Source organism: Roseibium sp. QJM3NY_11 (assembly GCF_056173175.1).
In genome coordinates, this window is sequence record NZ_CM149660.1 from 1341884 (window position 1) to 1356934 (window position 15051).

The following is a 15051-nucleotide window of genomic DNA, read 5'->3' on the forward strand; positions in this document are numbered from 1 at the left end:
GACAATTGCCTATCCGCACTCAACCAGCCCCGGAGGGGGGCAGAAAAGGAAAAATGATCATGAAAGCAAACTCGAAATTCACGATTGCAAGCCTTGCGACCATGCTGGCGATGAATACGGCATTGTGTTCGGCGGCTCTTGCCGAGGATGTCAAGATCGGGATGGTCGTGACACTGTCCGGTCCGCCGGCCGCGCTTGGCCAGCAGATCGTGGACGGTTTCCAGCTCGCACTGGACCAGAACGGCGGCAAACTGGGCGGCCAGTCCGTTTCCCTGATCGTCGAGGACGACGAACTCAAGCCGGACGTGGCGCTGCTCAAGGCAAAGTCGCTGGTCGAGCGTGACGAGGTCGATTTTGTCGTCGGGACCGTCTTCTCGAACATGCTGCAGGCGATCTTCAAGCCGATCGTCCAATCCGACACCTTCCTGATCAGCCCGAATGCAGGGCCGTCGACCTTCGCCGGAAAGAACTGCAATCCCTATTTCTTTGTCACCTCTTACCAAAACAACCAGAACGCCGAAGTGAGCGGCATGATCGCCAATGAGGAGGGCTTCGAGAACGTCGTCCTGATGGTGCCCAACTATCAGGCCGGGCGCGACAACATCGCCGGGTACAAGCAGACCTTCAAGGGCACGGTTGCTGACGAGATTTTCACCCCCCTCGGCCATCAGGATTTCTCGTCCGAGCTGGCACAGATCTCCACCTCGGGCGCGGACGCGCTCTTCACTTTCATGCCGGGTGGCATGGGCGTGCGCCTCGTCAAGCAGTTCGAAGCTGCGGGCCTTGATGAAAGCGTCAAGTTCACGTCTGTCTTCACAACCGACGAGACCACGCTGCCGGGCCAAAAGGATGCGGCTGTCGGCTTCCTGTCGGCCGGCGCCTGGGCTCCGGACATGAAGAATGAAGCCAATCTTGCCTTTGTCTCGGCCTTCGAGGAAAAATACGGCTATGTGCCGGGGTCCTATGCCGCCCAGGCCTTTGATACGGCGAACCTGATTGCCAGCGCGCTGGAAAAGACCGGCGGCGACATGGGCGACAAGGACGCAACGCGCGCAGCCCTCGAGGCCGCGGACTTCACATCCGTTCGCGGATCCTTCGCCTTCAGCAACAACCATTATCCGGTTCAGGATTTCCATCTGCTGGAAGTGGCGAAACGCGACGACGGCAAGTTCTGGACCACGGCCAAGCAGACCATCGTCACCGACTACGCCGACAGCTTCCATTCCGAGTGCAAAATGTAGGATCCGGATTGCGCCCGCCCCGTCAGGGAGCGGGCGAGTTCGATGTATGGAAAGGCAGACGCGGTGTCCTTGACCCTCTTTCTGATCCAGTGCCTGAACGGGCTTCAGTACGGAACGCTCCTGTTTCTGATCGCAGCCGGATTGACGCTTGTCTTCGGGGTCATGGGGTTCATCAACCTGGCCCATGGCGTGCAGTACATGGTGGGAGCCTATCTGGTCTTTGCCTTTCACCAACTGACAGGCAACTTTTTCGTTGCGGTTGTCCTGTCACTGGTCGCCGCGCTGTTGCTCGGGCTGCTGCTGGAGTATTTTGTTTTCCGGCATCTTTACGGGCGCGATCACCTGGACCAGGTGCTGGCGACTTTCGGCATCATCATCTTTCTCAACGAGCTGGCCAAGGTCATCTTCGGGCCTGGAACGCTGTCGATCGAACCGCCCGAGGTTCTCTCCGGGTCTGTCCAGTTGACAGAGCAATTGCGCTATCCCGTGTACCGCTTCGTCACGATCCTGGCCGGCCTCGCCGTTGCCGTCCTGCTCTACATCACAGTGACCCGGACACGGGTGGGAATGCTGATCCGTGCCGGCGCAACAACGCCGGAGATGGTTTCCGCGCTTGGTGTCAACATCCAGAGACTGTTCATGATTGTCTTCGGCGTCGGCGCGATGCTTGCCGGCTTTGCCGGCGTGATCGCCGCCCCGATTTTTGCGATCGAGCCGGGCATGGGAGACAATATCCTGATCATCGCCTTCGTGGTCATCATCATTGGCGGTGTCGGATCGATCCGGGGCGCTTTCCTGGGTGCCCTGATGGTGGGCCTGTTCGACACGGTCGGGCGCACACTCCTGACCGAGGGGCTGGAGGTGGTCTTCCCGCCGTCCTTCTCCAATCAGGTGGGGCCTGCGCTGGCGTCGATGCTGATCTACATCCTGATGGCGGCCGTGCTGGTTGTCCGTCCGCAAGGTCTGCTGCCGGCGAAGGGAGCTCATTGATGCGGATGGATCGCAGCCTCCTGGTGATGGCGCTTGTCTTCGTGCTGTTGCTGGCCGCTCCGTTCGTCCTGCCGCCATTGGGCCAAAGCTACCTGTTGAGCCTGTTGATCAAGGCGATGCTGCTGGCCATCGCCGCAATATCGCTCGATCTGCTGGTCGGCCACGGCGGGATGATCAGTCTGGGCCATGCGGCCTTCGTCGCGATTGGCGCGTATACGGCGGCCATCGGTCTGGAAAGCGGCATCGAGAACATCCTGGTTCTGCTGCTGCTGGCGCTATTGGTCTCCGGGCTCTGTGCTCTGGTCACCGGTGCACTGGCGCTCAGAACAACCGGGGTCTACTTTCTGATGATCACGCTGGCCTTTGGCCAGATGATCTATTTCACGCTGACGTCCCTTGCCCCTTACGGCGGAGACGACGGCTTGACGCTCTGGTCCCTGGCAACCTTTTTTGGCAGCGATGTGGTCCAAGGCAGCGGTCAGCTTTACCTGATTATCCTGCTGACGCTGCTGGCCAGCTGGTGGGGCGTTCACCGCTTGAGCAATGCCCGGTTCGGACGGGTGCTGCGCGCAGCGCGCGACAATCCCGACCGCACGGAGATCATGGGCTTTTCGATCTTCCGCTTCCGCCTGACCGCATATGTCATCGCCGGGATGATCGCCGCCGTCTCCGGCCTTCTGACAATGCAGCATGCGGAGTTCGTCAGCCCCGCGATGGCTGCCTGGCAGCGCTCCGGCGACCTCCTTGTGATCGTGGTTCTGGGAGGGCTGGGCACGCGCAACGGTGCGCTGCTCGGGGCGTTGTTCCTTGTCATCGTCGAAGAAGTCCTTGGTTCGTTCCTTCACGAATGGCGGCTGATCTACGGCCCGCTGCTGGTGCTCATGGCACTCCACGCCAAGGGTGGGTTGAGCCACCTGCTTTTTCCGGCGAACAGAACCGAGAAGGCAGGCGTGACCCGGGCGAACGGGGAGCAGGCGTGATGAATGTTCTGGAAATCCGCAATCTGAACAAGCACTTCGGCGCGGTGCATGTGAGTCGGAACATTTCGCTGTCTGTTCCGGATGGTCAGTGCCACGCACTCATCGGGCCGAACGGCGCGGGCAAGACAACGCTGATCCACCAGATTTCCGGCGTCCTGCAGCCGGACGCAGGCGAGGTCGTTCTTGCAGGACAGAACATCACGACCAGGAAGACATGGCAGCGCGCGCAAGCCGGTCTCGGTCGCACATTTCAGCTGACCTCTGTTCTGCCGTCGTTCTCCGTTCTGGAAAACGTGGCGCTGGCGGCCCAGGCGAAGTCCGGATCAAGTTTCCGCTTTTTCCGCCCGGCCGCGCGGGAAAAGGACCTGAACGAAACAGCCATGGCGATGCTGGAGCGCCTTGGAATGAAAGAGCGGGCATTTGTGCCCGCCACCGATCTTTCACACGGCGAAAGGCGGCTTCTGGAGCTGGCCATCGCACTGGCGGGGGCTCCGAGGTTCCTGCTCCTGGACGAACCCATGGCCGGCCTGGGGCGGGTGGAAAGTGTCATGTTGATCGACATTCTGGCCGATCTACGCCGCAGCGTTCCGATGCTTCTGGTGGAACATGACATGGATGCGATCTTTCAGCTGGCGGATACGGTTTCGGTGCTGGTCGATGGAAAGGTCGTGGCACAGGGGGCCCCGGATCACGTGCGAAACGACCCTGCGGCCCGGGCGGCCTATCTCGGAGACACGGCACAATGAGCGCGCTCGTGAGCGTTACGAACCTGCATGCCGGATACGGCAATGCCGAAGTCCTTTTCGGAATGGATCTCGACCTGACCGAAGGCCAGGTGACCACGCTCATGGGCCGCAACGGCATGGGCAAGTCGACCACGGTGCGATGCCTGATGGGTCTTTTAAAGCCCAGCGAAGGCAGGATCCTCGTGAAGGGCGAAGACCTGACGGGCGAACCTCCCTACCGGATTGCCCAGGCGGGGCTGGGGCTGGTGCCGGAGGGGCGGCTGGTCTTTCCCTCGCTCTCCGTCGTTGAAAACCTGCTGGCAACCGCGCGTCCCACACCGGGCGGCTGGACGGTCGAGAAGGTTTTCGAAGCCTTTCCGCGCCTTGCGGAGCGCAGACGTAATCTCGGTTTCCAGTTGTCGGGCGGCGAGCAACAGATGCTGGCCATCGGGCGGGCCCTGATGACCAACCCGAACCTTCTGATCCTCGACGAGGCCACAGAAGGACTGGCGCCGCTCATCCGCGAGGAGATCTGGTCCATGCTTGCCCGCTTGAAGGCAGGCGGCCTGTCCATCCTGCTGATCGACAAGAACCTGGACGAACTCTCAAGGATCTCTGACCGGTACTACGTTGTCGAAAAGGGCGAGATCGTCTGGAGCGGCACGGCCGAGGAGTTTGACGCCAATCGGGCGCATGTGGAGACGTATCTGCATTTTTGATGTGGAAGGGCACAGTGCGGACCTGGCGGCCCAGGTGGATGCTGGTCCCCCGTTGCCGGCGACGACGTTGCCGCTTTCCAGCATCTTGGCTCTGCCCTGAAGATCGCTGACGTAACCGCCGGCCTCGCGGACCATCAGAAGGCCCGTTGCTATGTCCCAGGAATCGAGATTGCGCTCCCAGTAGCCGTCGAAGCGGCCGGAGGCGGTCCAGGCAAGGTCGAGCGAGACAGCCCTGTCACCCGCAACCCGGTGCATCTGGAATCCGTGTGCCCCACACGGGGTCCCGCGCAGGATGACGGCACGCGCGGCCCCAAGTCTTTTCAATGTCGCGCCACCCCAAGCCGCTCATTTCCCAGATCGCGTCCCGGTCCGCAATGCGGCCGTTGGTTTCATACCAACCTCAACAAATAAGAACCCATCTGATGGCACTGTTCCTATTTGTCGAGGTTGGTATTAGGCCGGTCGTATAGCCTGAAAGGGGTGATCCTGTGCGCGCGGTGGTTCCATTGCAGTGCAAAAAAACACTTGAAATGTAATAATATAACATATATCGAGATATGAGATGTTATTTTATAACATTCAGTCGGTTCGAAGGCGTTCGAGTGAGGTGGTCGTTCGGGGGCTCTGCCAGCGCAGACAGATTCGCCTGCAAAAGCTGCTTCCAAACACATGAGGCGGGCTTCAAACATCAGCGTGGTGGTGGTTCCGATCTGCTGCCGGTTCTCAAAAGGACACCTAAATGGTCGTTTTCAAGCGTTTCCTGATTGCACTCTCCCTCGCCTTTTTGTTTTTAACGCCCGTGGCTGCCCAGGAAGGCAGCCTGACGATTGCCTATCTGACAGGACCCACAAATGAAACGCCCGATCCGCGCGTGCGCTACAACGGGTGGCTGTCCAACCAGGCCGGCGTGACCGAAACCCTTATGGGGCTGACGGTCGAAATGGAGCTGTACCCGCGTCTGGCTCAATCGATAGAGCGCAAGACAGCGACAACCTGGGCGGTCAAGCTGCGGCCGGGGCTGACATTCCATGATGGGTCCCCGGTGACCGCACAGTCGGTGCTGGACAGTCTTGCGCCGATCATCGATGAAAACAGCCCTGCGCATAATCCCCGCAACGCAAGACTGCTCAATCTGGAAAGCATGGCGGCGCAGGGTGCCGACACGGTTGTCTTTCAAACGAAGACACCGGACGCGGCCTTTCCCTGGATCCTGACAGAGCCGGGTGTCGTTGTGCTCGGGCCGGCTTCTGAAGCGTTTCCGATCAATGCGACCGGCCCGTTTGTGTTTCGTGAGGCCGTCCCCGACCAGTCTTACCGGGTCGAGGCAAATCCGGAGTATCGTGACGGTCCGCCCGCCATTGCCGAAGTGCGGGTCGTCAAGTCCGCCGATCCGGCGGCAGCCGCGCTCGCGTTCGAGGCCGGTGAGGTCGATCTTGTCATCAACTACCCCGAAACCGACTATGAGCGCATTGTCGCGCAGGGTGCGCAGGGGCTGACGGCGCCGACCGTTCAGCTTTACTGGCTCGATATCGACAAGGTGCACGGGCCGCTTGAGGATGGGCGCATCCGCCGGGCCGTTTCGCTGGCCATCGACAGAACCGGCATCATAGAGGCCGCCCTGTCCGGTGTCGGAGGCGTTCCCGCCGGTTCGATCTATCCGGCGCTCATGCCCTGGGCTGCCGATATCGCGCCCACATATGATCCGGCAAAAGCCGAGGCGCTCCTGGCCGAGGCCGGTGCTGTCAAGACCGGCGGGAAATGGACGCTGGACGGAGCGCCTCTGAAACTCGATATCGTCACCTACTCCTCCCGGGCGGCGCTCCCGCCGACGGCAGCATTGATACAGGCCTATCTGACCGCCATCGGAATTGAAACCCAGGTGCGTATCGGTGAATGGGGCGCCAACAACGACGCGATTGCCTCGGGCGAAGCCGATCTGCATTTGCAGGCCTGGGGCGTGGCCCCTTCAGGTGACCCGGCATACTTCCCCGAAACGGTCCTGAAGACAGGGTCGGGTTCCAATATCGGCGGCTACTCCAACGCCGCGTTTGACGCGCTGCTTGAAAAGGGCCGCCAGACTTTCGACGACGCTGAGCGCAAGGCCGTCTATGACGAGGTTCAATCCATCATTCAACAAGATGCGCCCTTGATCCCGGTCTTTCACGGAACGCAGGTCAGTGTCGCGCGCCCGGATCTGAAGGGCTATCAGATCCATCCCGCGATGACCTACTGGATGAACGGCGGGGTGTCCCGTTCGGAATGACGATAGAAGTTCAAGGCCTGTCCGCAACGCGGGCGGGCCGCACCATCCTGCATCCTACCGATTTTCGTCTGGACCGGTCCGAGCGTGTTGGCCTGGTCGGATCGTCCGGTTCGGGAAAGTCGACATTGGGGCACCTTCTGTGCGACAGGCTCCGCACGGAAGGTGTCGCCGTTGCGCATGTCGCACAAAGCCCCGATGAGGCGCTCGACCCGCTGCGTACGCTTGCATTTCACTGGCACCAGGCGGAGCGGGTCCTCGGTGTCCTGCCGGAGCCCGCTCGCCGCGATGAAGTGTTCGCCGCCATGAAGCTGGACCCGGACAAGCTCGGTGCGAGACCATCGAACTGGAGCCGGGGAATGCTGCAGCGCTTCGTGATTGCAATGGCGTTCATCGGACAGCCCGACTTGCTCATAATGGACGAACCGACGTTGGCTCTGGATCCAGTCATCGCCGCTTCGACGATGGACCTGCTCGGCCGTTTTCTGAAGAGCACGGGGACGGGGCTTTTGCTGATCACGCATGATCTGGGACTTGCGGCCGCGCGGGTGGACCGGGTGCTTGTCATGGACGGTGGCCGGATCGTGGAGAACGCGCCGACCGCAGCGTTGCTCGATCGGCCGCAAAGCAGCGCGGCCCGCGCTCTGGTCGCGCACAAGAGCTGGGTGGACCTGCCGTGCTGAGCGTTGAAAATCTCACGGTGCACAGGGCAGGCAAGCCTGTTGTCAAGGACATCTCGCTGACCGTTTCCAAGGGCAGGGCCCTGGCCGTCATCGGTGAGAGCGGCGCCGGCAAATCCACGCTGATAGCGGGCATACTCGGACTGCTTCCGGCAAAGCTCGGCACAGTCACCTGGTGCGGCAAACCGCTGCAAAGGCCAGGGCCTGCCCTGGTCATGCAGGAACCGCGGTCGGCCTTCAATCCGGCCTTGAACCTGCGCCGCTCCGTCATGGAGCCGCTGGCACGCAACCGCTCCGGTCTCAGCCCCGAGCGGTTGGAGCGCCTGTGTGAAGGCCTCGAAATCGATCCGGGCATTCTCGATCGACGCCCCGGCCAGATCTCCATCGGTCAGGCGCAACGGGTGGGCATCCTGCGTGCCCTGATCGCAAGCCCGCCGCTCATTCTCCTTGACGAACCCTTGTCCGCGCTTGATGCGGTGACCCAGAAACACACGGCGAGGCTGATCAGCCGTCTTCAGGCGGAAGAAGGGTTTGCCTCGCTGATTGTGACCCACGATCTGGGTTACGCGGCCGCCCACGCCGACGACCTGGTCATCCTGAAGTCGGGTGGGATCGAGGAGCGTGCTTCGACACGCTCTTTCTTCAGCGCGCCGCAGTCCGGCTACGGGCGTCAGCTGCGCGATGCGGCGATGTCGCTCGGGGCATTGGGGCGTGCCGCATGAAGGTTTTCTACGGATTGTTGCTTCGTGCGGCCGTTGTGCTCGCGGGGACGGCGCTTGCAACGTTTTCCCTTCTCTGGTTTGCGCCGGGTGATCCGGCAATGACGATCGCCGTCGCCCGCTACGATTCCGTGGTGCCGCCGGAGGTGGTTGCCCGGATTCGGGCCGAAACGGGGCTGGATGCGGGTTTTTGGCCCGCCTTCTATCATTGGTTCGAGCCGATCATGCGCGGGGACTTCGGCAACTCGTCCGTTTCCGGACGTCCGGTCTGGCCGGAACTGGTCGACGCAATGTCCTACACGGTTCCGCTTGCGCTTGCCGGTCTGGCAACAGGATTGACTGTTGCCATTCCTCTCGCGCTGATTGCCACCCGCAAACCACGTGGTCTTGTCGACCGGGGGGCGGTTGCGCTGGCAACACTCGGGGCAGCCATACCAGGATACTGGCTTGGGTTGCTGCTCATCCTGCTGTTTGCTGTCGAGCTGGCCTGGCTTCCTGCCATGGGCGCGCGCACATCCGCACACCTGGTTTTGCCGGCCCTAACGCTCGGACTTGGGGTTGCCGCGGTTTTCACGCGCATCCTGCGGTCCGGAATTCTGGAATCCCGCAGCACGGCTTTCCTGCCCGCATTGGCACGCAGGGGTGTTTCGCGCCGAGAAATCGCCATCGCGCATGTGTTTCCCCATGCCGCCATTCCGGTTATCACCGTATTCAGCCTCGAACTTGCGTTCCTTCTTGAGGGAGCCGTCATGGTCGAGGTCATTTTTGCGCGGCCGGGTCTCGGCGGGTTTCTGATCCATGCGGTGTCCGCGCGGGACTTTCCGAAAGTGCAGGCGGTTGTCCTGTTGACGGCGCTTTTGTTCGTGTCGGTCAATCTTCTGGTGGACCTCGCCTACAGGCTGATCGATCCACGCATGGGCGCGCGCGATGCGTAGTGGCGTGATCATCACCGTTGTCTTCGCGGCTCTCGCCGTGCTGGGGCCGTATCTTGCACCATACGACCCGTCGGCCATCGATATTCCGAACCGTCTTTCCGGACCCGGAAGAGACTATCTGCTGGGCACGGACGCGATGGGCAGATGCATCCTCTCGCGTTTGCTTCACGGTGCGCGCTGGTCGCTCGGGCTCGCCTTCCTGGTCTCTGTCATCGGCCTGGTCGTCGGCAGTGCCGCAGGCCTCGTGGCCGCATTGGGCGGGCGTGGCGCCGATTGGGCAATCATGAGGGTGACCGACACGTTTCTTGCCTTTCCGGATCTCGTCGCCGCGGTGGTGATTGCCGGTGTCCTCGGCGCGGGGACCGGCAGTCTGATCCTTGCCCTGTCCGTCACCGGCTGGATGCGCTATGCGCGCGTCGCAAGAGGCATAGGCCTTTCCGTGGCCGATCGTGGTTATGTCGTGCAGGCCCGGCTTGCCGGCCTGTCCTCGATGGAAATGGCCGGATGGCATTACATGCCCGCGCTTCTTCCCTCTCTGACAGTCGTCTGGACCGGTATGTTCGCACGAGCAGTGTTAGGCATTTCAGCGCTCGGCTTTCTGGGCTTCGGTGTCCAGCCGCCAACCCCGGAATGGGGCACCATGTTGCTCGATGCCAGGGTGCATCTGCGCTCGGCGCCCCTGCAAATGGTGTGGCCGGGCCTTGCCATCATGTTCACGGTCCTGACGATCAATCTCGCCGGCGACGCGTTGCGTGATGCCGTCGCGCAAGGAGAAGCCGAAGCGTGACACAGGTGGATCGCCCCTATCACGGGATCGGGCTTCGCATTCTGTCCGGATTTCTCTCTGCGGCCATGGTTGTCTGTGTGAAGGCAACGAGTGAAGCGGTTCCACTCGGCGAAATCGTTTTTTTTCGCTCCCTGTTCGCTTTTGTCCCGCTGGTTGTCTTTCTCTGGCTGAGATCGGAGTTTCCGTACGGTCTGCGCACGAAGCGCCCTCTCGGACACTTGCTGCGTTCGGGCATTGGAGCTGCGGCAATGTTCACGTCGTTCGCCTCGGTGGCACGCCTGCCAATGGCGGAAGCGACCCTGATCGCCAATATGGCTCCGCTGATCATGGCGCTCGCCGGCGCGGCATTTCTGTCGGAACGTCTGACGGTGTGGCGGGTCGGTGGGATCCTGCTCGGAGTATGCGGCGTTGTCGTCCTGGTCTGGCCGGAGCTTGGGGGAGGCCAGATGAACAGGACCCAGCTCGTCGGATACGGTCTCGGCCTGTTAACGGCCGTCCTCACGGCATGTGCCCTTCTGATGGTCAGATCGTTGAACCGCACGGAAAGCCCCGGGGCGATTGCACTTTATTTTGTCGCGGCTTCCATGATCGGCGGCATGGCGACAATTCCCCTGGGCTGGGTCTGGCCTGATGGTTTCATGCTCTTTCTCCTCGTGTTGGCGGGGTTGCTTGGGGGCGCGGCCCATATCGCAATGACCCTTGCCTTCCGCTATGCTGAAGCATCGCGCCTTGCGCCAATCGAGTATCTTGCTCTGATCTGGCCCATCATGGCCGATCTTCTCATATTCAGCCTTCCCGTCGCGCCGGCGTTCTTCTGGGCTCTGCCGTTGGTTCTTTCGGGCGCGGCGCTGGCGGCGATGGAGCGCAACCGGCTGAAACGGGTCGCAGCCTGACACTGTACGTCGATCGCAAGAGACTGGGTTTTCAACAGCGTCGAACAGACCATACAAGCCTGCGGATTGAGGACGAGCGCATCGCGCACCGAAGCCAGCGGTTTCGGCAGCCCTGAGCCGAAACAGAAATTCGCTTCAGCAGTTTGCGATGCGAGTAGGCCCCGGATCTGCGCTGCGCTTGTCCGGGGTGACGCTGTGTGTGGGAGGGCGGCATCCGGGGTAAGGCAGAGCTCTGGGAAAATGAAAGCAGATAGTGGGAGCCGTGCCACCCCCCGAGCGTCACCCCGGCCGACCGCAGGGAGAACAGGGGCCCACCCGCCGGGCCGGTTGCGGAAGCGGCGGGGACGAGGTCGGGGGTGGTCGCGGTTTCCTTCAGGCGCTGCGGGAATGTGTGGGCCCGAGCGCTCTGCTGCGCCGCGTCCGGGGAGACATCGCTGTGCCCCTGGTGCCGAACGATGCGTTGGTGAGTGCAGGAGAGAGGTGTGCGCCATGGTACTTGCAGCCCGATCCGGCGGGACCGTGCGTGGCGAATGCGGTTTTCCTCAGGACAAGGGCGAAGGCTGTCCTGGATCTCGACACGTCGTGACGTTCAGCCCCGGGCAGTCCTCCCGACGCTGCCATTTGCCTCACCCCTCCGCCGGGGCCTCGGCTTTCTTCAGCAGCCGCAGGAGATGCTTGTGGGCGTCCTCGTTGCCGGCGACGACGTTGCCACTTTCCAGCATCTTGGCTCGGCCCTGAAGATCGCTGACGTAACCGCCGGCCTCGCGCACCATCAGAAGGCCCGCTGCGATGTCCCAGGAATTGAGATTGCGCTCCCAGTAGCCGTCGAAGCGGCCGGAGGCGGTCCAGGCAAGGTCGAGCGAGGCGGCACCGGCGCGGCGGATGCCGGCCACTTCCGGCATGATGTAGCGCAATTCGCGCAAGGAGCGGCCGTGGTCGCCCTGGCCGATGAAGGGGAGGCCGGTTGCGAACACCATGTCAGGCAAGTTGGCGCGGCCCGCAACCCGCAGGCGGCGGTCGTTGAGAAAGGCGCCCCGGCCGCGTTCGGCGGTGTAAAGCTCGTCCATGACCGGGTTGAAGATCACCCCGGCGACGATCTCGCCCGAACGCTCAAGCGCGATGGATGTCGAAAAAATCGGAATGCCGTGCAGGAAGTTGGTGGTGCCGTCGAGCGGATCGATATGCCAGCGGTGCTGGCCGTCGGTGCCTTTGACCTCGCCGCTTTCTTCCATCACGAGACCGAAGGTCGGGCGCGCCCTTGTCAATTCGGCGCTCACGATTTCCTCGGCGCGGCGGTCGGCGGCGGAGACGAAATCTCCGGGCCCCTTGCGCGAGACCTGCAGGTTTTCCACTTCGCCGAAATCGCGCACCAGAGACCGGCCGGCCTTGATCGCTGCTTGTACCATCACATTGAGGATTGCCGTGCGGGCCATCGATTGTCTCTTGTTGTTGGGCGGGTCCCGAAGGTGTCCGGGCGCGCCAAATTGATTTTTTCAGTGCCGCGGATCAGTCCGCGCGGCGCACATATTCCAGCGTGCCGGTGTCGACGATGATTTTCTCGTCTGCCTTGATGAACGGCGGCACCATGACGCGCACGCCGTTTTCCATCAGCGCTGGCTTGTAGGACGAGGACTGGGTCTGTCCCTTGACGACCGCATCGGCTTCACTGATCTGCAAGGTGACGAATTGCGGCAAGGTGATGCCGATCGGCCGGTCCTCGTGCATTTCCACGGTGACCATCATGCCGTCCTGCAGGAAGGCGGCGCGGTCGCCGACGAAGTCCGCCTGCAATTCAAGCTGCTCGTAGGTTTCCGTGTCCATGAAGATCAGCATGTCGTCCTGGGTGTAGAGGTACTGGAAGTCCTTCTGTTCCAGGCGGACGCGCTCGACCTTGTCCTCGGAGCGGAAACGCTCGTTGAGCTTGCGGCCGTCAATCAGGTTCTTCATCTCGACCTGCGCGAAGGCACCGCCCTTGCCCGGCTTGACATGCTGGACCTTGACAACCGCCCAGAGCGTATCCTGATGCTGAAGCACGTTACCGGGTTTGATTTCGTTTCCGTTGATTTTCATGGAACGACCGACTTTTGATTGGTTTGGATCACAAGCGGCGCGGATGCCTGCAAAGGCCGGAGCGCCGGAAATTTGTTCGCGCCTGTCCACCACAAATGTCCGTCAAGTTCAAGGAAAAAGGCGATTCAGTGCGCAAATAGGGCCGCCACCGGGGGCTGCTGCCACCGTTCCAGGAACGCAGATCGTCAGGAACGGGCCGGATCCACGGGTCTCGGCGACTGGGGTCCGTCTGAAGCGATCTCAGGGAGACTCCCGCTCAGGATCCTCTGTCGGTGCCATCAGGGTGGCCGAGTAATACTCGGCGAGCTTGCGCGCCTCGGCCAGAGTGGTCTCGTCGAGGCTCTCCACGATCCGGTCGAGATTGTGGTCCGAGACGCCGAGGGTTCTGGCGATCAGGTGCCAGCCGGCGGCCGCGGCAAAGTCCTGAGGCCGGCCGCGCCCATAGGCGTAGACCCGCGCCAGCCGGTTCATGGCGACCGGATTGCCCGCCGTTGCGGCCCGCTCGAACCAGTCGGACGCTTCGGCCTCGTCCGGATCGACCCCCTTGCCCTGGAACCTCAGAATTCCGTAATAGACCTGCGCGGAGGTATGCCCGCGCCGGGCCGCGCGGCCCATCCAGAAGGCCCCCTGACCGGGGTCGTTCAATCCGGTCTGGGCTTCGATATAGGACAGGCCGAGCGCATATTGGGCTTCCGGATCGTTGAGACCGGCTGCTTCCTCCAGAAGCTCCCGGGCCTTTTTCTCGTCAAACGGCCGGCCTTCGCCTTCCTGGTACAGCAGCGCGAGATTGTAGAGCGCGGATGGATTGCCGGTTTCGGCGGCCTGTTCGAAATAGTCGGCGGCCTTTTTCTTGTCCGCCTCGATTCCCGTGCCCAGCAGGTAAAGTTGTGCGAGCTGCATCGCGGAGCCCGCGTCGCCCTTGGCGGCTGCAAGCGCGTACCAGTCGGCCGCCTTGGCCTTGTCCTGAACGATGCCGAGCCCGGCCTCGTGCAGGACACCCATCAGGGCCTGCGCCGCCATGTCACCGTTTTCCGCCAGGGGCGTGGCCAGCCCCAAAGCCGTCAGGAACCAGCCGCGCTGAAAGGCGGCATAGGCGATGTCGGACCCGGCCTCCTCGCCGTCCGCCAGTCTGGGCGGACCGGCGTCGACGATGCTGCGGAGCGTCTTGTCATGGGTGGTGGCGTCAACCAGTGCCGGCACGGGGGCGGCGAGACTGCTTGCCGCAGCAGGGGCAACAGGCTCACCGGCGGCATCCGCTTCCTGCGCCACGACGGAACCGGCCGCGACAGTGGCGACAATCGCGGCGGTCAGGCGCAAGGCGGTCCGCGTGTTCTGTCGCAGGCTAATCATAAGTTAGTCGGCCTCGGGGAACGGGTAGGTCTCCAGAATACGGTTTGCTTCGGCGATCGTAGCAGAAATTTCCGGTCCGGACTGCCAGACGGCATCTTTCAATGCAACGAAATCCGCGCCGGTCGCCGCGACCTCGCCCAGGGTGTCGAGCGTGTTGCCGGCCATCGCCACGCAGGGGGTCTCGAACAGCTCGGCCCACCAGGCGGCTCCGGTCAGGGTCTTGGCATGCGCGTTTTCCTTCTCGGCGAGATCGAGCTTGCCGAAAAATATGTAGTCCACCCCGGTTTCCGCAAGTTCCATGGCGTCGTGCTTGAGCTTGGTGCCGCCCGAACCGACAATCCGTTCGGGCTGGAAGCTCTCGATTGCCAGTTTCAGGTCTTCCAGCGAGGTGTCGACATGAACGCCATCGGCGTTGCATCGGCCAGTGGCCTGGGTGTCCTGATAGACGATGGCCGCAGCCCCGCCTTCCTGGATGACCGGCACCAGCACGCTCGCGGCGGCCTGAATGTCCTTCGTCGCCGCGCCGGGCATGTAGATCAGCACACAGGCGACATCGCCGCCGGCAAAAGCCAGTTTCAGCTTTTCGGCCATGTCGCCCGGATCGAATTCCGGCGGTGTCACGAGAAAGAGGCGGGGGCGGTTCACGGCGGCGGTCCTGATCTTCGGAAATAAGGGTTCTTGTCCCTAAAGACGGCGAAAGAG

15 protein-coding genes and 1 pseudogene are annotated in these 15051 nt (G+C 62.3%); 11 read left to right on the plus strand and 5 right to left on the minus strand.

Translation table 11 applies throughout. From position 1 onward, the window contains the following. Positions 1-59: 59 nt before the first annotated feature. From AC0VX3_RS06135 to AC0VX3_RS06155, 5 genes are read left to right on the plus strand one after another with little or no spacing between them, the layout of a single operon-like run. Positions 60-1241, plus strand: a complete 1182-nt coding sequence (locus AC0VX3_RS06135; RefSeq protein ID WP_475523963.1) for an ABC transporter substrate-binding protein — start codon at positions 60-62, stop codon at positions 1239-1241. Positions 1242-1283: 42 nt separating this feature from the next. Further along, positions 1284-2231, plus strand: coding sequence for a branched-chain amino acid ABC transporter permease (locus tag AC0VX3_RS06140; RefSeq protein WP_475523964.1), 948 nt, complete (start codon positions 1284-1286; stop codon positions 2229-2231). Between the two features lie 5 nt (positions 2232-2236). Continuing rightward, the gene (locus AC0VX3_RS06145; protein ID WP_475523965.1) at positions 2237-3211 is read left to right on the plus strand and encodes a branched-chain amino acid ABC transporter permease; all 975 of its coding nucleotides are present in this window, start codon (positions 2237-2239) and stop codon (positions 3209-3211) included. Next, positions 3211-3957, plus strand: coding sequence for an ABC transporter ATP-binding protein (locus tag AC0VX3_RS06150; protein WP_475523966.1), 747 nt, complete (start codon positions 3211-3213; stop codon positions 3955-3957). The genes AC0VX3_RS06145 and AC0VX3_RS06150 overlap by 1 nt, the downstream gene beginning before the upstream one ends. Further along, entirely contained in the window at positions 3954-4655 is a 702-nt protein-coding gene (locus AC0VX3_RS06155; protein WP_475523967.1) for an ABC transporter ATP-binding protein, read from the plus strand. The genes AC0VX3_RS06150 and AC0VX3_RS06155 overlap by 4 nt, the downstream gene beginning before the upstream one ends. A 51-nt stretch (positions 4656-4706) precedes the next feature. Here AC0VX3_RS06155 and AC0VX3_RS06160 read toward each other — a convergent pair. Beyond that, positions 4707-4910: pseudogene (locus tag AC0VX3_RS06160) on the minus strand (inositol monophosphatase family protein); the annotation flags it as partial. 484 nt (positions 4911-5394) lie between these two features. Between AC0VX3_RS06160 and AC0VX3_RS06165 the strand changes: the two are divergent. From AC0VX3_RS06165 to AC0VX3_RS06190, 6 genes are read left to right on the plus strand one after another with little or no spacing between them, the layout of a single operon-like run. Further along, a complete protein-coding gene (locus AC0VX3_RS06165) occupies positions 5395-6918 on the plus strand; it encodes an ABC transporter substrate-binding protein (protein WP_475523968.1) in 1524 nt (507 codons plus the stop codon). Next, positions 6915-7598 (plus strand): ATP-binding cassette domain-containing protein, encoded by a 684-nt coding sequence (locus tag AC0VX3_RS06170; RefSeq protein ID WP_475523969.1) that lies wholly within the window; start codon positions 6915-6917, stop codon positions 7596-7598. The genes AC0VX3_RS06165 and AC0VX3_RS06170 overlap by 4 nt, the downstream gene beginning before the upstream one ends. Then, a complete protein-coding gene (locus AC0VX3_RS06175; RefSeq protein ID WP_475523970.1) occupies positions 7592-8317 on the plus strand; it encodes an ABC transporter ATP-binding protein in 726 nt (241 codons plus the stop codon). Before AC0VX3_RS06170 ends, AC0VX3_RS06175 begins: the two co-directional genes overlap by 7 nt. After that, the gene (locus AC0VX3_RS06180) at positions 8314-9249 is read left to right on the plus strand and encodes an ABC transporter permease (RefSeq protein ID WP_475523971.1); all 936 of its coding nucleotides are present in this window, start codon (positions 8314-8316) and stop codon (positions 9247-9249) included. Before AC0VX3_RS06175 ends, AC0VX3_RS06180 begins: the two co-directional genes overlap by 4 nt. Next, positions 9242-10036 carry an ABC transporter permease gene (locus AC0VX3_RS06185; RefSeq protein ID WP_475523972.1) on the plus strand — a complete coding sequence of 265 codons (795 nt, stop codon included), beginning with the start codon at positions 9242-9244 and terminating at the stop codon, positions 10034-10036. Before AC0VX3_RS06180 ends, AC0VX3_RS06185 begins: the two co-directional genes overlap by 8 nt. Beyond that, the gene (locus tag AC0VX3_RS06190) at positions 10033-10929 is read left to right on the plus strand and encodes a DMT family transporter (protein ID WP_475523973.1); all 897 of its coding nucleotides are present in this window, start codon (positions 10033-10035) and stop codon (positions 10927-10929) included. The genes AC0VX3_RS06185 and AC0VX3_RS06190 overlap by 4 nt, the downstream gene beginning before the upstream one ends. A gap of 626 nt (positions 10930-11555) precedes the next feature. Here the strand turns inward: AC0VX3_RS06190 and AC0VX3_RS06195 are convergent. From AC0VX3_RS06195 to AC0VX3_RS06210, 4 genes are all read right to left on the minus strand, one after another. Further along, positions 11556-12362, minus strand: coding sequence for an inositol monophosphatase family protein (locus AC0VX3_RS06195; protein ID WP_475523974.1), 807 nt, complete (start codon positions 12360-12362; stop codon positions 11556-11558). 73 nt (positions 12363-12435) lie between these two features. After that, the gene (efp, locus tag AC0VX3_RS06200; RefSeq protein ID WP_342893015.1) at positions 12436-12999 is read right to left on the minus strand and encodes an elongation factor P; all 564 of its coding nucleotides are present in this window, start codon (positions 12997-12999) and stop codon (positions 12436-12438) included. Positions 13000-13239: 240 nt separating this feature from the next. After that, positions 13240-14349, minus strand: a complete 1110-nt coding sequence (locus AC0VX3_RS06205; RefSeq protein WP_475523975.1) for a tetratricopeptide repeat protein — start codon at positions 14347-14349, stop codon at positions 13240-13242. A 3-nt stretch (positions 14350-14352) separates the two neighbouring features. Next, a complete protein-coding gene (locus tag AC0VX3_RS06210; RefSeq protein ID WP_475523976.1) occupies positions 14353-14994 on the minus strand; it encodes a thiamine phosphate synthase in 642 nt (213 codons plus the stop codon). Between the last annotated feature and the right edge of the window lie 57 nt (positions 14995-15051).